Annotated in this window: 20 protein-coding genes; all 20 read left to right on the forward strand. The window is 47.2% G+C overall.

The window, feature by feature from the left end; translation table 11 throughout:
• Window positions 1-185: 185 nt before the first annotated feature.
• Window positions 186-1,577 carry a DEAD/DEAH box helicase gene (locus tag N685_RS0106875; protein ID WP_031406991.1) on the forward strand — a complete coding sequence of 464 codons (1,392 nt, stop codon included), beginning with the start codon at window positions 186-188 and terminating at the stop codon, window positions 1,575-1,577.
• Window positions 1,574-2,266 carry a ComF family protein gene (locus tag N685_RS0106880; RefSeq protein ID WP_031406993.1) on the forward strand — a complete coding sequence of 231 codons (693 nt, stop codon included), beginning with the start codon at window positions 1,574-1,576 and terminating at the stop codon, window positions 2,264-2,266. The genes N685_RS0106875 and N685_RS0106880 overlap by 4 nt, the downstream gene beginning before the upstream one ends.
• 69 nt (window positions 2,267-2,335) lie before the next feature.
• Complete coding sequence (locus tag N685_RS0106885) at window positions 2,336-4,045, forward strand: hypothetical protein (protein ID WP_156961380.1); 1,710 nt, start codon at window positions 2,336-2,338, stop codon at window positions 4,043-4,045.
• Entirely contained in the window at window positions 4,042-4,305 is a 264-nt protein-coding gene (locus N685_RS0106890) for a hypothetical protein (protein ID WP_051870804.1), read from the forward strand. Before N685_RS0106885 ends, N685_RS0106890 begins: the two co-directional genes overlap by 4 nt.
• Window positions 4,292-4,732: a YaaR family protein gene (locus tag N685_RS0106895; protein ID WP_031406999.1), complete on the forward strand. Its 441-nt coding sequence runs from the start codon at window positions 4,292-4,294 to the stop codon at window positions 4,730-4,732. Before N685_RS0106890 ends, N685_RS0106895 begins: the two co-directional genes overlap by 14 nt.
• 23 nt (window positions 4,733-4,755) lie before the next feature.
• On the forward strand, window positions 4,756-5,166 hold the full coding sequence (locus tag N685_RS0106900; RefSeq protein ID WP_031407001.1) for a TIGR03826 family flagellar region protein: 411 nt from the start codon (window positions 4,756-4,758) through the stop codon (window positions 5,164-5,166).
• A gap of 68 nt (window positions 5,167-5,234) precedes the next feature.
• Window positions 5,235-5,504 carry a flagellar biosynthesis anti-sigma factor FlgM gene (flgM, locus tag N685_RS0106905; protein WP_031407003.1) on the forward strand — a complete coding sequence of 90 codons (270 nt, stop codon included), beginning with the start codon at window positions 5,235-5,237 and terminating at the stop codon, window positions 5,502-5,504.
• Window positions 5,501-6,028 carry a flagellar protein FlgN gene (locus N685_RS0106910; RefSeq protein ID WP_051870805.1) on the forward strand — a complete coding sequence of 176 codons (528 nt, stop codon included), beginning with the start codon at window positions 5,501-5,503 and terminating at the stop codon, window positions 6,026-6,028. Before flgM ends, N685_RS0106910 begins: the two co-directional genes overlap by 4 nt.
• A gap of 88 nt (window positions 6,029-6,116) precedes the next feature.
• Window positions 6,117-7,658 (forward strand): flagellar hook-associated protein FlgK, encoded by a 1,542-nt coding sequence (gene flgK / locus N685_RS0106915; protein WP_031407007.1) that lies wholly within the window; start codon window positions 6,117-6,119, stop codon window positions 7,656-7,658.
• 10 nt (window positions 7,659-7,668) lie between these two features.
• A complete protein-coding gene (gene flgL, locus N685_RS0106920) occupies window positions 7,669-8,568 on the forward strand; it encodes a flagellar hook-associated protein FlgL (protein ID WP_031407008.1) in 900 nt (299 codons plus the stop codon).
• 21 nt (window positions 8,569-8,589) lie between these two features.
• A complete protein-coding gene (locus tag N685_RS0106925; RefSeq protein WP_031407010.1) occupies window positions 8,590-9,180 on the forward strand; it encodes a DUF6470 family protein in 591 nt (196 codons plus the stop codon).
• A gap of 14 nt (window positions 9,181-9,194) precedes the next feature.
• Window positions 9,195-9,629, forward strand: a complete 435-nt coding sequence (fliW, locus tag N685_RS0106930; RefSeq protein WP_031407012.1) for a flagellar assembly protein FliW — start codon at window positions 9,195-9,197, stop codon at window positions 9,627-9,629.
• 13 nt (window positions 9,630-9,642) lie between these two features.
• Window positions 9,643-9,882: a carbon storage regulator CsrA gene (gene csrA / locus N685_RS0106935; protein ID WP_031407014.1), complete on the forward strand. Its 240-nt coding sequence runs from the start codon at window positions 9,643-9,645 to the stop codon at window positions 9,880-9,882.
• 188 nt (window positions 9,883-10,070) lie between these two features.
• Window positions 10,071-10,886 carry a flagellin Hag gene (gene hag / locus N685_RS0106940; protein ID WP_031407016.1) on the forward strand — a complete coding sequence of 272 codons (816 nt, stop codon included), beginning with the start codon at window positions 10,071-10,073 and terminating at the stop codon, window positions 10,884-10,886.
• A 563-nt stretch (window positions 10,887-11,449) separates the two neighbouring features.
• Window positions 11,450-13,378, forward strand: coding sequence for a glycosyltransferase (locus tag N685_RS0106945; RefSeq protein WP_237746882.1), 1,929 nt, complete (start codon window positions 11,450-11,452; stop codon window positions 13,376-13,378).
• Window positions 13,379-13,391: 13 nt separating this feature from the next.
• Window positions 13,392-15,479 (forward strand): glycosyltransferase, encoded by a 2,088-nt coding sequence (locus N685_RS18615; RefSeq protein ID WP_051870806.1) that lies wholly within the window; start codon window positions 13,392-13,394, stop codon window positions 15,477-15,479.
• Window positions 15,472-17,094 carry a glycosyltransferase gene (locus N685_RS18320; RefSeq protein ID WP_051870807.1) on the forward strand — a complete coding sequence of 541 codons (1,623 nt, stop codon included), beginning with the start codon at window positions 15,472-15,474 and terminating at the stop codon, window positions 17,092-17,094. The genes N685_RS18615 and N685_RS18320 overlap by 8 nt, the downstream gene beginning before the upstream one ends.
• Window positions 17,095-17,136: 42 nt before the next feature.
• The gene (locus N685_RS0106960) at window positions 17,137-17,559 is read left to right on the forward strand and encodes a sugar 3,4-ketoisomerase (protein ID WP_031407024.1); all 423 of its coding nucleotides are present in this window, start codon (window positions 17,137-17,139) and stop codon (window positions 17,557-17,559) included.
• 8 nt (window positions 17,560-17,567) lie between these two features.
• Window positions 17,568-18,353 carry a formyltransferase family protein gene (locus N685_RS18620; protein ID WP_031407026.1) on the forward strand — a complete coding sequence of 262 codons (786 nt, stop codon included), beginning with the start codon at window positions 17,568-17,570 and terminating at the stop codon, window positions 18,351-18,353.
• 54 nt (window positions 18,354-18,407) lie between these two features.
• The gene (locus N685_RS0106970; RefSeq protein ID WP_031407028.1) at window positions 18,408-19,499 is read left to right on the forward strand and encodes a DegT/DnrJ/EryC1/StrS family aminotransferase; all 1,092 of its coding nucleotides are present in this window, start codon (window positions 18,408-18,410) and stop codon (window positions 19,497-19,499) included.
• Window positions 19,500-19,514: the final 15 nt, after the last annotated feature.

Consider the following 19,514-nt stretch of genomic DNA (forward strand, 5'->3'; position numbering starts at 1 on the left):
CACCCGCCTTTTAGGGAAAAACATCGTCAGCTCCGCTCTTTCTCCATAACACTGGCTCATTGATGCGCTCAAAACCTTTCACCCTGGGGGGGAGCGCGTTTTTACCGCATCACTGCGCCACCCGCTCTTTTTGGCTCCCAGCTCGGGAACATGCTTTTCTTGAATTTCAAAAGGAGTGATGCTCATTGTACATTCTCCCATCTTCCGTTGCTTCGCCGCTCGTTTCCTGGCTGAACGGCCAGCGTCTCCCGCGGGAGCAGCTGCCGTTTCCCGATGAAGAAATCGCCGCCGCTGTCCAGACGGGTTTGCTTCACGAACAGCCCGGGCTCATCAAAACAGCGCGCGCCTGGCGCTGCGTCCGTTGCGGAAATGACGCTCCCCATCTTTTTGCCGCGTTTCCGTGCGCCCGCTGCGGATCGGATTGCACGTATTGCCGCAAGTGCTTGGTGATGGGGCGCATCAGCACTTGCACCCGCCTTGTTCATGCGGCCTTGCCTCTTCCTTCCAGCCGTTATGAAGCGCCGCTCGCTTGGAACGGGGAATTGTCCGCCGCCCAAGCGGAGGCCGCGCAGGCTGTCCGCCAGGCGGTGCTTGACCGAAGCGAGCTGATCGTTTGGGCGGTATGCGGGGCGGGAAAGACGGAGATTCTCTTTCCCGCTATCGCTGCGGCGCTTGAGAACGGCGAACGCGTTTGCCTCGCCACGCCGCGGACCGATGTTGTCCGCGAACTGGCTCCCCGCTTTCGCCAAGCGTTCCCGCGCGTTCCGCTCGCCGTTTGGCATGGAGGAAGCGAAGAGCGCGGACGGATCGCTTCCTTGGTCCTCTCAACCACCCACCAGTTGCTTCGGGCTTACCGCGTCTTTGACGTCATGATCGTGGATGAAGTCGATGCCTTTCCATATTCTGCTGAGCCGATGCTCGAATACGCCGTCAGTCAAGCGCGGAAAGAACAGTCGAGCCTCATTTATCTGACCGCCACCCCATCGCGTGCTTGGCAGCTTGACATTCGGCGCGGGAGGCGGAATGCCGCCGTCATCCCCGCCCGCTACCACGGCCGTCCGCTTCCCGTCCCCGCGTTCGAATGGTGCGGCAATTGGCGCAAGCGGTTAGAGCGCGGCCGCTTGCCCCAAAACGTCCTTGCGTGGGTGCTCCGTCGTTTGGAGCAGGGAAAACAAGCGTTTTTGTTTGTTCCTCATATCGATGAGCTTGAAGCTGTCACCCGCCTCTTGCAGCGCGTCAATCCCTACATCGTCGGCGTTCATGCCGAAGCCCCAGACAGAGCCGAGCACGTTCAGGCATTTCGCGATGGACTCGTGCCGCTGTTGGTGACAACGACGATCCTTGAACGGGGAGTGACGGTGCCGAACATCGATGTTGCCGTTCTCGGCGCCGAAGACCGCATCTTCACGGAAAGCGCCCTCGTGCAAATCGCCGGCCGCGTGGGCCGTCACGCCGCGTTTCCGGATGGCGATGTCCGCTTTTTCCATCACAGAAAAACGAATGCCATGGTACGGGCGCGCCGCCATATCCTCCGCATGAATGAAGAAGCGAAGAAAAGGGGGCTGTTGCGCCGATGAACTGCCTTCTTTGCCATTCCTCGTATAACCCGATTGCGAGCTGGCGCCAGCTTCTTTTCCTCGAAGACCTTGACGTCCTTTGCCCGCGCTGTCGCGGGTCGTTCAAACTCATTGACGGCCGCCTTTGCGAGATGTGCGGCCGTCCGCTTGAGGAAGCCAAGCCATCGCTGTGTGCCGACTGCCTCCGGTGGCAGGAAGATGAACAGTGGGGGAGGGTGCTCGTGAAAAACCGGTCTGTGTATATATACAACGACTGGATGAAAGAAGTCGTCGCCTTATGGAAATTCCGCGGCGACTATGCCATCGTCGCTGCGTTTCATCGTCCGTTTTCCCAAGCGTTTTGCCGACATTTCGGCCGCGATTGGCACATCGTCCCGATCCCGTTGAGCCCCGAACGGCTGCATGAGCGCGGCTTCAACCAAGCGGAAGCGCTCGCCCGCCTGCTTCCGTCTCCGTCCTTTCCTTGGCTGGCCCGCAAACACTCCGAAAAACAATCGAAAAAATCGCGCCGCGAGAGGCTCGAGACGGACAATCCGTTTTTTCTCTCCGGACATCCGCCGATCAATGGGAAGCGAATCGTCCTCATCGATGACATTTACACGACGGGCATCACCGTCCGTCATGCGGCCCGTGTGCTGCTTGAGGCGGGGGCGGCTGAGGTGGGGGCGTTGACGCTCATTCGCGCGTAACAGTGTAAACATTGGAAGCCTACGTGCCGATATAAACAGTAGGAGAACAAAGAGCGAGGAAGAATGATGATGCGTATTCGTCACGATCAACGATCCAATGAGATCGCCGCACCGGCTGTTTCATTGCAGCCGGGGAGCGTGCAGATGGCGGTAATGAAAGAAAGGTTCAACGATCAAGAGGCCGTGGTCGCCATCGGCCAACAGGATGTACGCGTCCGCTTTGTGGATGGCGTCCCAAGCGACCGTTCGTTTATGGTGCGGCTTGTGAAGCAAGAAGGTGGGACTTGGGTGGCGCAAGCGGTGCCACTATCGTCTATAGGGCGGTTTCCGCCATCTTCGTTGGACGATGGAATCGATCTATGGCTGTCAGCCCGTGGCATCCGCCTGACCGAAAAGGAAAAGGAAGCCGTTCGTCGCTTTTGGGAGACGGAAGGCGGCTCGATCAAGCAAAAACAAGAAACGGTCGCTGCTTTGACGGCGAAACAGCTCGAGGTGACCGAGACACATTTGCGCCTAGCGCATGAAGCGCTCCACGGCCCGCCACTCGGAGACCTGTTGGCGCCGTTGCTGACAAAAACAGAGGAACCGGAAGAAACCGATGAAGCAAAAGCAGCGCCTGTTCGTGAACAGACGGAGCGATTGGAAGGTTCGCGCGCCTATGCGGCTGCATCGGAGCTGGTTCTTCCGCCGGCAGAGGCTCGGACGTTTGTCATGACGGCAGTGACAGAAAAAATGAGGCAATTGGTCCACGATTTTCGCGTTTGGCAGCGTGATATGGCCCGTCAGCTTGAACAATTTGCGCATGCTGCTGCCCAGCAGGCGACAGAGCGGGCCGTGCCGCTTGTCGAGTCGCTCATTCATTCGCTTGACCGGATGTTGCTAAACGGGGACTGGCTGTTGTTTACCGATATGAAAACGGAAACGAAGCTGCTGGAGGCGGGTGCGAAGTTGGCAGAGGCGAAACGCGGCCTTGCGGAAGGAAAGATGGACGAAGCCGCCAAGACGGTGCGTGAAGTGAAAGCGTTGTTGGAGTCGCTCCGCTTTCAGCCGTCCGAGCAAAAGGTGATGCGCTTTTTCCTCGAATCAGACGAGCGGCAAGGCACGAAGCCGCACGAGCAGCTGTCGCGCATACTGAAACACGCGTCCCAAGCGGCTCGTGACAACGCATTATCGGCGAGAGGCGTCGTTGAATCGCTGCGCCGCCTCGGCTTTTTCCATGAACAAGAGACTGCCCGTGCGCTCTTGAGCGGGGAGCGGTTACAGCCGGTCGAGAATTTGAAGGCAATGCTGCTGTCATGGGTTGAGGAAGGAACCGCTCCCGCGCAGGCGGAACGGTTGCTCATGAATCTTACCGGCCAACAGCTGCTCAGTAAATTTACTGTTGACAGCCACACCCAAACCATGTTGTACCAGTGGCCGCTCCTGTTTCATGGTGAGATGGCGACCGTGCATGTGCACGTTAACGCCCGCAACGATGGCGGCCAACTTGATTGGCAAAACTGCCGCCTATACTTTTTGTTGGACACGAATCAAGGCAAAGTCGGCATTTCCTTGCAGGCGATCGAACGGCAGCTGTCCGTAACGGTGGAAACAGAATACGAGCGGTTGGCGGCGGTGTTGCAGTCATACGCGGCGACAGTCAAAGATCATTTGGAACAGATCGGTTATCGGGTGCAACGCCTCATTTTCCAACCGATGGACACCCAAGACGAGGAGCGGGCGGCGACAGACAGAGTGAAGACGGAAAACGAAACGAGCCAGTGGGAGTGGACGATATGAACAGACACCGTTACGCCCCTGCTTTTACATCATATGAGCAACATCTTGGCCGACAGCCGCGGCAGCTCGCTGATGAGGTGGCCGACAAGGCGGAGCGGGCGGGCATTCCGCTGCCCCATGACCGGGAGTTGCTGAGACAGCTGGCCGATCCGGTGATGCGCGTCCCGCCGCAGCTTTACGCGGTGATCGGGGAAGTTTTACAATGGATTCAGAAGCTTGATGAACAAGACGGTAGGAGCGAAGGAGATGGAGATCAATAAAATTGCCAACACCCCATCGGTTCCAATCGGCAAAAAAGCGGCGGCTTCTTTTTCGCCATCCGTCTCATTTGCCGAGCTGACCGCCAAGGAGCAGGAAAAGCTGCGAAACGAGCGGCTGAGGCAGCTGGCGGATGAAATCGAACAGCAAGGAAAAAAACTGGCCAAGTCGCGGACGGTTGACGATTTACGGCGGTATAAACAGCTCGTCAGACAATTGCTCGATGAAGCGGTGAACCATGGTTTGAAGCTGACGGAACAGTATGGGTTCCATTGGAGCGGCCGTTCCCGCGTCTATCAGATCGTCAAAACGATCGACCAAAAGCTGCTGGACGTCACCAACGCGGTGCTCGAACAAGAACGGTCGAGGATGGATTTGCTGCAGAGGTTGGGGGAAATTCAAGGGTTGATCGTCAATTTGTATACGTAATGGGCACATGTGGGGGGAGAAGAATGGATTTAGAAAATTGTCCGGTTTGCGGCCGTCTGTTTGTCCGCTCGCCGTTTCGCGATATTTGCCCGTCTTGTCATGAAGAAGAAGAACGGCAATTTCAAACCGTGGTCCAATTTTTGCGGCGCCGGGAAAACCGGCTGGCAACGATGGAGCAAATTGTCGAGGCGACAGGCGTGCCTGAAACGTTGTTGGTCAAATTCATCAAAAGCGGCCGATTAACGTTGGCGCAGCTGCCGAACTTAGGATATCCGTGCGACCGTTGCGGTAAGCTGATCCGCGAAGGCAGAATGTGCGCCGACTGTTCAAAAGATTTGCAAAGGCAGCTGGAAATGGTGAAAAAAGAAGAAGAACAGAAGAAAAAACAAGTGTTTCGCACGTATTACACCGACAAAGAACGAAATGGCCGCTAAACAAATGAATGGATTGACCGATAATAGTAGTAAGACAACAACGTGCGGAACGGATAGGAGGAATCGCAGTGAGAATCGATCACCGGTTTTTGATTGGCGTTCATCCTTACCGTCAGTACTCGGGCACCTTACAAGGAAAAACAGGGCAACCCGGGCGGCGGGATCGCGTCGAAATTTCTGAGGAGGCAAAAGAGCTGCAGCAACGCTCCACTTGGGCTGCCGAGCGGGAAGAGAAAGTGCGCCGGTTGAAGGAGCAAATCGACAACGGAACGTATGAGATCGATGCCCGCGCCATTGCGGAGAAACTATACAAGTTCTATAAGGGCGATGGCCAATGAACACAAGGATAGAAAATCAGCGAACCGATGATGAACAGCGTGCGCCAGCGCTGCAGCTGATGGCGATCCTTGACCGGCACTTGGTGCTGCACCGGCATTTGCTTCAATTGGCCTATCAAAAAACGGACGTATTAAAACGAGGCGATACGGACGGATTAATGCAGCTGATCCAAAAAGAACAAACGGCGATTGCCGCCATCCAGCAGCTCGAGCGCGAGCGGGCACAGCTCGTTGCCGCATGGTCTGACGATGAGAATCCGCCATCATTAGCCGATTGCCTGCCGAAAATAGGCGGGGAGGAGCGGCAAAAAGTTGAACAGTTGGCGGACGAGCTGCTTGCCGTCATTCGCGAACTTCAGGCGGCCAACGAGCTGAACGGGCAGCTCATCCGCCAGTCTCTTCAGTGGGTGACCCTAATGCTTGATCAATGGCTGCCGCAGCCGCCCAACGTGACCTATACGGCGCCAAATCAGAACACCGCCTCGTATGAGCGTGCGCGTTCACTCTTTGATTCGAAAGCATAGCAACGATCCGACGGGCGGCCAAAAGGAAAACAACTGGAGCCGCTAAACAGAACCATCCCAAGTATTGGAAGGGAAAAGGAGGAGCACGATGGGATCAACATTTCACGGGCTGGAAGTCGCCAAGCGCGGCATGGCCGTGCAGCAAATGGCGCTGTACACGACCGGCCATAACATTGCCAACGCCAACACGCCCGGCTATTCACGCCAGCGCGTCAACTTTGTCCAAAGCGAGCCGTACCCGCCGGCGTCCATGAACCGCCCGCAAATTCCGGGACAGATGGGGACGGGGGTCGAGGCGGGGTCGATTGAGCGGGTGCGCGACCGCTTTTTTGACTGGCAATACCGCGGCGAGAACAACAAGCTCGGCTATTGGCAAGCCCAAGCCGATGCGTTAAAAAAAATGGAGGACATTATGAACGAACCGTCCGACAGCGGTTTGTCGAAAACCATGGATCAATTTTGGCAGGCGCTCCAAGATTTAAGTGCAAACCCGGAAAACACAGGGGCCCGCTCGGTCGTGCGCCAGCGCGGACTGGCAGTGGTCGAGACGTTTCATTATTTGGCCGATTCGTTGACTTCGATTCAAAACGATCTCGCCAATGAAATTCAAGTGACCGTCAAATCGATCAACTCGATCGCGGAACAGCTGTATAAAATCAACCAACAAATTGCCGAAGTCGAACCGCACGGCTACTTGCCGAACGATTTGTATGATGAGCGCGACCGACTGCTCGATGAACTGTCCGCGCTCGTCAAAATCGAAGTCGAGCCGCGGCCAAGCGGAGGCAAAGCGCTGAACATAGCGGAAGGTGCTTATGATGTTTATATTTTGGATGGCAACGGCCAGCGCCAGCTGTTGGTGAATGGCACCCAAGGATATCGGACGCTGTCCGTATCGCCGAGCGCTAGCGCTGCCCCGGAGACGCCAACCGGCCCGCTTACCGGACTGTCGCTTGGAGGATCTTCCATCCCGTTTGTCGCCTCCGGCAAGTTGAAAGGGTTGATCGAGGCCTACGGATATGATGACGGAAGCGGTGTCAAAGGCATTTATCCCGATATGTTGAAAAAGCTCGATACCCTCGCGTATTCGTTCGCCAAGCGGTTTAACGAAGTGCACCAAACGGGGTATACGCTAAGCCCGAGCAACCCGGGAGGATTGTTTTTCACGGATTTGACGCAAGTGGATGGGGCAGCGAAAGCGATCCAATTGTCATCCAATATCGATGATTTAAACAACATCGCCGCTTCATCGGCGCCGAACGAACCGGGGAACGGCTTCAACGCCATTCGTCTCGCCAATGTCAAAAACAGCAATTTTGCCAACTTGCAAGATCCGGCACCATCGGTCTCGTATCCAATCACGGCAGGCACGCTGCAGGCGTATTACGAAAGCATGATCGGTCAGCTGGCGGTCGATGCCCAACAGGCGAACCGCCTCGTCAACAACTCCGAAGTGCTCCGCCAGTCGGTGGAGGAACGGCGCCAGTCCGTCAGCGGGGTGTCGCTCGATGAGGAAATGACGAACATGATTCGGTTTCAGCACGCCTACAACGCGGCGGCGCGCACGATTACGACGATCGATGAGATGCTCGATAAAATCATTAACGGCATGGGAATTGTCGGAAGGTAGGTGAATGACGATGCGTGTCACGCAATCCATGCTGACGCAAAATATGTTGCGTAACTTGAGCCAAAGCTACGAGCGACTCGGCAAAATTCAAGACCAGCTGTCAACCGGCAAAAAAATCACCCGTCCGTCCGATGACCCGGTCGTGGCCATTAAAGGAATGGCCTACCGGACGAACTTAACCGAGGTCGAGCAGTTTAAACGCAATTTCTCCGAAGCCCATAACTGGATCGATGCGTCCGACTCGGCGCTCAACGAAGCGACGCAAGTGCTCCAGCGCATTCGCGAGCTCGTTGTCCAAGCCAGCAACGATACGTATGAACAATCACAGCGCGCGCATATCGCAAAAGAGATCGATGAGCTAAAAGACCATTTGGTTTCCATTGCCAACACGCAAATCGCGGGCAAATACATTTTTAACGGCACGGACACCCTTCATCCGCCGGTCAATTTGGACGACCCAGTGAACAAAGTGTCGACGAACACAGAACAAGTGAAAATCGAGCTGTTAAAAGGCATCGAGCTACCGGTTAACGTCAATCCGACGCGCGTCTTTACGTACAGCGCGACTCCGGGACAAGGGCTGTTCAGCGATTTAGAAGCGCTTGTGAATGACCTGGAAGCCGGCAAGAGCGGCCAAGAGCTGAACGTTTATTTATCGTATATGGACAAACACATTGACAACGTCTTGGCCGAGCGGGCCGAGCTTGGCGCGCGAAACAACCGCCTTGAGCTGATGGAGGCGCGCGTCGATGAACAGGAAGTCATCGCCCAACAAATTTTATCCAACAACGAAGACGCCGATATCGAACGGGTCATCACTGATTTAAAAACACAGGAAAGCGTGCACCGCGCCGCCCTCGGCGTCGGCGCCCGCATCATCCAGCCGACGCTGCTCGACTTTTTGCGCTAAGCGGGTAAGGGGGAAATGACGATGCAGCTGCCGCAAATCCGCCTGCAGTCAACGATGGCGAAAATCGCCATCGAAACCGTTCCGGCGAAACTGAAAATCCAACAGCCGCCTGCCGAGTTGGAAATCGAGCAACCCCCGGCCCGACTCACGATCCGTACGACGCCGGCCAAGCTGACGATTGACCAGACAAAAGCGTGGGAAGACATGAATTTGGAACATATCTTTCGCCGCATCGAAAAGTTTGCCGAACAAGGATACAGCGATTGGCTGGACGGACTGGCCCGCGTCTCTCGCCAAGGGGACGAGCTCATGCGCATCGAGGACGGCGGCAACCCGATCGCCGAGCAGGCGAAAGAAAACAGCGAATCGCCGATGTACGAATTCAACATCGGCTGGGTGCCATCCCCGTTCAGCGTTCGCATATCCTATACCCCGGCGGATGTGGATATTCGCTTTGAGACACACAAACCAATCATCCGCGCCCGCACGCATTCGCCGATCATTCGCTACACGCCGGGCGAGGTGGCGATTCGCCTCGCCCAGCGCCCGTCGCTGGACATTGATTTTGCCCATTTGCGCTTTGTCGGCGTCCATTTTGATATGTTGATTTGAAAAGGTGTGAAAACATGAATGTACGGACAAAATATCATGGTGAGATTGACATCGCTGAACAGGATATCGTCCGCTTCCCCCACGGCCTGCCCGGATTCGCAAACGAGAAGCGGTTCGTTCTTCTCCCGCTCGCCGACACGCCGTTTGTCATCTTGCAGTCGGTCGAGACGCCCGCGCTCGGGTTTGTGTTGATCGAGCCGTTTTCCTACTTTCCATCGTACGAGTTTGAACTCGACGAGGCAACGGTGGAACAGCTTGAGATCGAAAGCGAACGCGACGTCGCGGTGTACGTGATCCTCACCGTCGCCGACCCGTTTCACGAGACGACGGCGAACTTGCAGGCGCCTGTCGTCATCAACGTTCGCCAACGAACCGGCAAGCAAGTGATCTTAACGAACACCGCGTACAAAACGAAACATCGCCTCTTCCCGGATAAAGTGGCGACATAAAGGGGGCGGCCCGATGCTTGTCTTAACGCGCAAATTGAAAGAAGCGATCCAAATCGGCGATGACATCGAAATCACCGTCCTCGCCATTCAAGGCGATCAAGTGAAACTTGGCATCAACGCGCCCAAGCACATCGACATCCATCGCAAAGAAGTGTACCTCGCCATTCAAGCGGAAAACAGCGCCGCCTCCGAAGCGCCGGAAGCGTCGCTCGCCGCATTGACCGCCAAGCTGAAACAATGGAAACAACCATAACCCGAAGCGCCCAAGCGGCGCTTTTTTCGTCCCGATGAAAAAATTTTTTCTCGTTCTCTATTAAACTTCCAAAAAACGCGCCGATATAAAAAGTGAGCGCGGCATACGGCGAAAGGCGGCCGACTTTCGCCCCATGCCAGCGCGTTCCACAAGGACGTGGAAAAACATCATTCAAGGAGGAAGAGAACATGCGAATCAACCACAACATCGCGGCGTTGAACACGTATCGCCAACTGACGATCGGTCAAGGCGCCGCAGCGAAAAACATGGAAAAACTGTCTTCCGGTCTGCGCATCAACCGCGCGGGCGACGACGCAGCAGGTCTGGCGATCTCCGAAAAAATGCGCGGGCAAATTCGTGGGTTGGAGATGGCTGCTAAGAACTCGCAAGACGCGATCTCGCTGATCCAAACAGCAGAAGGGGCTTTAAATGAAACACATGCAATCCTTCAACGTATGCGCGAGTTAGCAGTGCAAGGTGCGAACGATACAAATACAACTATAGATCGCAATAATATACAAGATGAGTTAAATCAATTGATTGCGGAAATTGATCGGATTTCTAATACAACACAGTTCAACACTCAAAACTTATTAGATGGTTCATTTACAGGTACATTCCAAGTCGGAGCAAATAATGGTCAAATTATTACTTTTAGCATTGCTACAATGAACTCATCTGCACTTACTGTTACTACTAGCGCTATTTCTGTGGCTAACAATGCGTTGGCAAGTACAGCAATTCAAAATATTGATAACGCAATTAATGCTGTATCGAAAGAACGTTCAAAACTCGGGGCTCTTCAAAATCGTTTAGAGCACACTATCAACAATTTGTCGACTTCTGCAGAAAACTTAACAGCTGCAGAATCTCGTATTCGCGACGTAGATATGGCCAAAGAAATGATGGAGTTTACGAAAAACAACATTCTTACTCAAGCAGCACAGGCGATGTTGGCTCAATCAAACCAACTGCCGCAGGCGGTGTTGCAGCTGCTTCGGTAGGCTGGTTTGGCGGGCGTCTTAGCTGGAAACGGCTAAGAGGATGACTGGGTGAATTGCTGGGAAGCCCTGAGAGCCTTTGGCGCCACAACGGAGCTGGAAACGGCAGACGTGAGGGCGGAAAAAGCCGAAGGATTGGGCAATCAGCAGCCAAGCTCCTGTCCCGAAAGGGTGGAGAAGGTTCAACGACTAGGGCATACCACCTACGGCGAGTGCTATGGTGATGAAGCCCGTAGGGGAGGCCGAGGCCGACCCGAAGCGCCCAGCCCCTAACAGGTGAAGCTGAGGGTGAAGATGTAGTCTACACAACGTTCGAAAGACGTTGCGGCATGGCAAGCCAACCAACAACCGCAAGGGGTATTGCAATTACTCCGTTAATAAAGCGAAAAGAGGTCTTAGTTTTTCTAAGGCCTCTTTTTTAGCTCTTTACATTTATAAACAACTGGCCAATCGCTACATTGAATCATATGACATATTGCTTTTTACCTTCCCCCTTCACATCCTTACCCTTTCATCCGATATAAACAGTAGATGGATACATGAATGAAGAAAGAAGGAAGAATATGATGAAGCCATTTTTATCATTATGTATGATCGTGAAAAATGAAGAAAAAGTGTTACAACGTTGTTTAGATTCTGTATATGGAATTGTTGATGAAATTGTAATCGTCGATACAGGTTCAACTGATTCAACAAAAGAAATTGCGTTAAAATATACGGACAAAGTATATCATTTTGAGTGGACGAACAGCTTTGCCGCTGCGCGCAACTTTGCTCAACAACATGCGACAGGGGAGTGGATTCTCGTATTAGATGCAGATGAGTATGTTGATCGTACGAATTTGCAAGAAATGATACAAGTATTAAAACAGGCTGATAATGGTGTTGAAGCGTATGACGTGAACATCTATAACTTTATGGGGACATACGGTGAGCGTGTGCTTCAACATCGCCATACGCGTATTTATCGCAATTTGCCACATTTACAGTACGATCGTTCCATTCATGAGCAGTTGCGAAAGACGAATGGTGAATATGTTCAAGCTGAGCAAGGTATTTTAACCGTTTATCATACGGGGTATATGTCTTATGTAGTGACAGAAAAGAAAAAACATGATCGAAATGCTCCACTGATTGAGCGTGAAATACAAGCAGGTGACAGCGTTGCTTTCGATTATTTCAACTTGGGAAATGAATATCTTTCAAAAGGTGAAGTAGAACAAGCGCTACAATCATTTATTCAGGCGTATCAACATAAAAAAGATATTCGGTTAAGTTGGGTTTCGTACTGTCTTGTGCAAATTATTTTATGCTTGAAATATTTGCAACGGTTTGATGACGCTTTGCGGGTTATTGCTGACGCTGAAAACTTATATAGCGAAACCGCTGATTTTCAATTTTTGCGTGGGGAAATTTACTATTTGCAACATCGCTATGACGATGCTGCACAACAACTAGAGTACTTGCTCGAAAATAAAAACAAATATCCTTACACGATTAAAACAGTTGAATACGTCGAGTACGATCCGCATATGTTACTGGGCCATATTTACAAACATAAAGGAAATTTACAAAAAGCAATATACCATTTTTCTTGTGCGCTTTCGTTTAATCGGAAAAGCTATGAAGCGCTTTACCACATATTGCAATTGCTCGCTCGCGCTCATAGTGAAGAGGAGATTGTCCAATTTATCGAAAATAAACAGTTAGCAAACGATTTATTCGCCGTTTCGCTAATTGCCCGCATTGCCTCGAATTTACATTTAGAAAAAGTGATGTGCTCGCTTGCAGCAAAACTAGGTGATGAAGTCATTCAGCGCGGGTTCGAAATCAAAGTAAATATATTACAAAAACGATATGACGAAGCGTTGCAGCAAATATTGAAAAGCTCTGTAGCTGATCTGCAGACATATGTTCGTTCAGGGAGTTTAGACTCGTATGATCTATTAGTAGCCGCGTTTAAAACGAATCAGCTCGATGTTGTTCGCCTCTTATTTCATCTTGTTTCTGAACACAGAGAAAAAGAGTTTTTATTGTTCATGATGAACGAGTATGAGGAAACGCCTGAACCGACGTTTTACCTGCTTTTACTTGAGAGGACGATTCAGTTAAAAGAGTATGAGCTATTTGAACAGCTTCTTGCCTTAAAGGGTAAATTTCCCGAGAATATTCATATTCAAATTGCCCATTTACTCCATCGTTATGAATTTATGGAGCTGGCGTTTCAATTGTACCGTTCAGTTGAGAATATGAACAAGTGGGATGCGGAGTCGTTTGTGAATGTGATCGAGGCTTTGGCAGTAAAAAATGAAGCCATAGAGGCAATGCAATATGGAATGTTAGCCATTAGCCTTGGTCATCATGATTTTCGGCTGTACAAATATGTTATTGAGTTAATGACCATATGTGGAATGGATGAGGAAAAAAAGAAAATGGTCCAACAAGCGAAACAGTTGTATCCAGATAGCGAATGGTTAAAGGAAAAAGAAAGATAAAAGGAAGAGGACAATGAAAACAAGTATCGTTATACTAACTCACAATAAGCTAGACTATACAAAACAATGTATAGAAAGCATTCGCCAATATACAAGAGAAGGTACGTACGAAATTATCGTTGTTGATAACCGTTCTACGGACGGAACGGTGGAATGGTTGCAGTCACAAAAAGATATACGAACAATTTTTAATGCTAAAAATGTTGGTTTCCCTAAAGGGTGCAACCAGGGAATACAGATTGCAGAAGGGGAAAACATTCTTTTACTAAATAACGATGTGGTTGTGACAAAACATTGGCTTGATCATTTGTTAGCTTGTTTATACAGCGCTGATGATATTGGAGCGGTCGGGCCAGTTACAAATTCTGCGGCTTATTATTCAACCATTCCCGTTCGTTATACGTCGATCGATGAAATGCATGAGTTCGCTTCCCAACATAATGTTTTAGATCCAAATAAATGGGAAGAACGATTAAAGTTAATTGGATTCTGTTTGCTCATTAAAAAAGAGGCAATAGAGAAAGTCGGGCTGTTGGACGAGCGCTTTACCCCAGGAAACTTTGAAGATGACGATTATTCTGTTCGTTTGCGACAGGCCGGTTATCGCTTAATGCTTTGTAACGATACGTTTGTCCACCATTACGGTAGTGTATCATGGAAAGACGACAGTAGCGGTTATTCGAAGTTGTTGCGAGAAAATCAAAAGAAGTTTGAAAAGAAATGGGGTGTTGATATTGATGCGTACGCTATCGATTTGGAGATGTTGAGTCGAGTTGGGATGGATCATCACCGTGCTATCAATGTGTTACACATCGGCTGTGGGGCAGGGGCAACGTTGTTAAAAATAAAACATGAATATCCTCAAGCAGCGCTGTATGGTGTAGAACAAAATGCATTTGCTATCAAAGAAGCACAGCGATATGCATATGTAGCTTGCGATTTAGACGATACTCAAATAAAGAAACAGATGTTTGATCTTATTTTATATAGTAGCCGCACGATCCCGTTAGATGACCATTTACTTTGTTTCGTTGTTGAACATTTAAAACAGGACGGACAGTTTTTGGCACATGTACAAAATACCGGATACGTTCAGTTGCTTGAACAATTGATTGTTGGACGAAATCCTTTTACGGGTGGGGATTTTTATAGTTTACGCCAATTAGAGGATTTGTTTAAGTCGCATTCATTATCCATGTCTATTACAGGTTTACTTTCTCCGGAAAATGACATGAAACATCGGTTAGTTGATCATTTAAAAGTATTGTACGGGGAAAAAGTGCAATTTTTACTTGCTGCAAAATCGTTTCTCGTATGTGCCAATAAACAAAAAACAAATATAAGGGAACTCATTGGGGATTTTGTTTCTAAAAAAGATCGTCACCAAATCTTGGAGCAGTTAAATGATATTTCTATCACTGAAGTTGTCGCTACAATAAGGAATATGAACGAAGCAGTCGAACTGCTGAATGAACTGGCGATTGAAAATTTTGCACAAGGCAATCACGAACATGTTTTGCCGTACTTGCAAGCGGCGTTCGAGTTGTGTTCAGATGATACAGATACGTTATACAATCTAGCATTTGTGTTGAACTCCTATGGCGAAAAAGAGCTAGCGAATCACTATTTATCATTGATTCGTCAACCGGATGGCGAAGTGAAAAAACTGTTTGAGGAGATCAATGAACAATCGTTGAAAAAAGCACAACAACTTGCCTTTTTGTTGCGTCGCCTCGAATTTGATATTGACGTTGAAGAGACAAAGCAATCGCTTGTTAATCAGTTGGCTCGTGGCGAAATTAATGAGCAACTCATCAAGGAAGTTATTGAGACAAGCATTGTCCATAAAGTAAAAGTGCTTCAAGCAATTGCGATCACTTGTTTCGAACAAGGACTGCATGAACAGGTATTGCCGTATTTACAACTTGCTTATGAGCAAGAGCCAGAGAACATAGATACGTTATACAATCTAGGTTATGTGCTTCTTACTTACGGAGAGTACGGATTAGCCAAAGCGTTTTTGGAAAAAATTCGGCATCCGGATAAGGAAGTGTTACAACTACTCGAAATTGCAAAAGAGGAGAGTCTTCGTCATGAATGACAAAAAAGTCGCCTTTATTTATTGTGTGAATAACAGGCAAATGTATGAAGAATCTGTCCGTTACGTCAGATCGCTTCATGTTCCGGAAGGATATGAAATTGAAATTATTTCTATTGAAGGAGCGAAAAGCATCACGTCCGGATATAATGAAGCAATGAAAAGGACAGATGCAAAGTATAAAGTGTATTTGCATCAAGATGTGTTTATAGTAAATAAGAATTTTATCTTTGATATTATAGCCCTATTTGATGAAAATAAGCAGATTGGGATTATTGGAACTATAGGAGCAAAAAAGATACCAACTAGTGGTATATGGTGGGAAGCAGAGAAGAAGTACGGTAAGGTATTTGATAGTCATAGTGGTACTTTGTCTATTCTTGCTTTTCAGGACATTGAGCATAAATATGAAACTGTAGAGGCTGTTGATGGTCTTTTAATGGCTACGCAGTACGATATTCGGTGGAGGGAGGACATTTTTGATGGATGGCATTTTTACGACTTATCACATTGTGTTGAGTATTTGAAAAAAGGATATTTGATAGTTGTTCCTAAGCAATCTATTCCTTGGTGTATACATGACTGTGGCATAGTAAATATTCGGAATGGCTATGAGCGTTATAGAAACTTGTTTTTGGATGAATATTCAGGTTTTTTATTCCCGTTAGTTAGTATACTCATTCCAACTTATAACCGTCCCTTATTGTTTAAAGAAGCATTACAGAGTGTACTAGCTCAAACCTATAGAAATACAGAAATTATCATTTGTGATGATAGCACAAACCACTTAACAAAGGATGTGGTATATCAATTATTAGAAACTCAACACAGTAATAAACGATTAACTTATGTAAAAAATAAAGCTAGATTAGGGAGAACTACAGGATTGGAAAATGCTCAAAGGTGTTTAGAGCTGGCTAGCGGTGAGTTTGTCAATTTTTTGTTTGACGACGATAAATTCGCTCCAAACAAGATTAGCCGAATGATGAACTATTATCATCAATTTAATGATGTATGTCTAGTTACTTCATTTAGACAGACGATAAATAAGCAAGGTGAATTGTTGCCCCCTATTAAAGCAACAAAAAAATTATTCAATCAAGATACGTTGATAGACGGTAAGGTATTGGGAAAGTACATGTTACTGCATATGCTAAATGTTGTAGGGGAGTTTACAACTGTACTATTTCGGAGGAATGATATAGAAGATGATTTAGGAAGCTATATGAAAAAAAAATATTATCCTCTGTCGGATGTAAGTACATGGTTGTCACTTTTACAAAAGGGTAAGGCTGTTTATATATCCGAGCCACTGAGTTATTTTAGATTACATCCGGCACAAAACTCTCATGATGTGACGAATATGATCCTAGGAGCTGTAGAGTGGTATCGATTGTTTAAGGATTGCCAAAGGTCTGAAGCATACTTTATGGATTCAGAAGAGGTTGCTTCCTTTCTGGTAGGATGGATAGATGAACACATACATGTGTTGGAGAAGATAAGGAGTTATACATATGATAGGGAGTTCGTTTGTAAAAATAGTAGAATATTGAATGAGTTTTTCTCGGTTTTTCAAGACGCTATAAAAGCACTTGAAAAGCATTGCATGGTAGGATGAATGACTATTGAAAAAAACTCTTTGTAAAGTGAGTGTTCAAGCATGAATGTGAAATTTCTTGAGTTTGAAGTTATGGGAGATCACCGTGGTTCACTAGTCGCTATTGAGAGTTATAAACAAGTTCCTTTTGAAATCAAACGCGTATATTATATATTCGGAACAAAGTTTAACGTTAAAAGAGGGGTGCATGCACATAAAAATCTTCAGCAAATTCTTATAGCCGTAAGTGGGTCTTGTACGGTGGTTGTTGACGATGGATTTAAAAAGCAAGAATTTGAAATGGATTCTCCTAGGAAGGGGCTTTTTATAGATAAGCTAATTTGGAGAGAGATAAAAAACTTCTCTTCAGATTGCGTTTTACTTGTGTTAGCTAGTGACTACTATTCTGAGCTAGATTACATTCGTGATTACGATGAATTTAAGAAGTATGCGGTTCTTAGAGAAAGTTCATTAGACAAGGAGTAGTATTGTATATGATTTATGTTTTAGGAGGAAAGCTTAATGCTGCGGTCCGAGCACTTGAAGTATTTCATAAGATGGGCATTAACCCCTTAGTATATGTTTCACCGGGGGAAGATAGAATCAGGGCTATGAGTTCGCTTGAAGAATGTGCCAACAAGTTGGGAAGTAAATTAATAAAAGATATCCATGAAATTTATGGTGAAAAAGTTTTTTTCTTATCAGTGGAGTGTGACAGAATTCTCAATGAAAAGTTTTTTGGCGAGGGATCAAAATTTTTTAACGTTCATTTTTCATTATTACCGAAGTACAGAGGAACCATGACTTCTTTTTGGCCCATTGTCTTCGGAGAAAATGAGACCGGCGTTACTTTACATGAGATAGATAACGGTATAGATACAGGTGATATAATTTCCCAAGTCAAAATGGAGATCCGGGAAGAATATACTTGTCGAGACCTATATTTTAAATATCATGAAGTTGCAGGTGATTTAATTGAGAAAGTCCTTCCTCTTATTGTTGAAGGGAAATATACTAAACTGCCTCAGGATAGTGAACAGGCTTCGTCTTTTCCAAGGTTTTTGTACCATTATTTCCCAAAAGATTTTTATTCAAAACAACTGAGACTATTGGAAAAAAGACAAGTTTATAATATATTGAGAGCACTTATCTTCAAAGAATTTCAACTTCCGTCTGTGGATGGGAAAAGAGTAAAAAGAGTTTCATTGCATCCTTGGGAGACGATGACTTCTTTTATTCGAACTAATAGTGGAAATGTATATATTGAAACATTAGAATAAGAGACTTATATACCATATACAGATCTTTACTATGTGGGAGATGATGAAAATTTGGTGATTCCATTTCTTGATGTAAAAGCAATAAATGAATGTTACTTAAAGGAGATCGAATGTGCCATTAAGGAAGTTTTGAGATCTGGACAGTATATTTTAGGAGAGCAAGTGAAAAAATTTGAAGATGAATTTGCAAGATATTGTGGTGTTAAGTATGCAATCGGAGTGGCAAATGGTCTAGATGCATTGTCACTTATTTTAAGAGGATATGGAATAAAAGAAGGAGATGAGGTAATTGTACCTGCAAATACATATATTGCCACTTTGCTTGCCGTATCTATGAATGGTGCTACACCTGTACTGGTTGAACCCAATATCAATACTTACAATATTGATCCGAATAAAATAGAAGAGAAAATTACATGTAGGACCAGAGCAATTATCGTAGTTCATTTATATGGTCAAGTAGCAGATATGAAGCATATATGGAAGATTGCCAATAAGTATAATTTAAAGGTTATAGAAGATGCTGCTCAAGCACATGGAGCTATATATAGCGGAAAACGGACAGGTAATTTGGGAGATGCAGGGGCTTTTAGCTTTTACCCTAGCAAAAACCTCGGTGCTCTTGGGGACGGTGGGGCAATTACAACAAATGATGATGAGCTAGCAAAACGGTTAAGGGCACTTAGGAACTATGGTTCACATGAAAAATATTATAATTTGTACAAAGGTGTGAATAGTCGATTAGATGAAATACAAGCGGCGGTGCTTAGAGTTAAACTGAGGTATCTTGATGAGGAAAACGAGAAGAGAAGAAGAGTTGCTGAGTATTATCTTAAACATATAAAAAACAACAAAGTTATTTTACCTTATATAGATATGTCAAAAAAATTATCTCACGTTTGGCATTTATTTGTTGTTAGAGTCGGCAACAGGAATGAATTCCAAAATTATTTGCAAAGTCATGGAATACAAACAATTATTCATTATCCTATTCCACCACATAAACAAAATGCGTATTCAGAATTAAACAGTTTAAGACTACCTGTTACTGAGGAAATCCATAATACGGTTCTGAGCCTTCCAATTTCACCGATTTTAACAGACGAACATGTTAACAAAATTGTGCAGGTGATTAACGATTATTAATTTTGAAGGTGGGTT

It is taken from the genome of Geobacillus vulcani PSS1, from assembly GCF_000733845.1.
Lineage (GTDB): Bacteria > Bacillota > Bacilli > Bacillales > Anoxybacillaceae > Geobacillus > Geobacillus vulcani.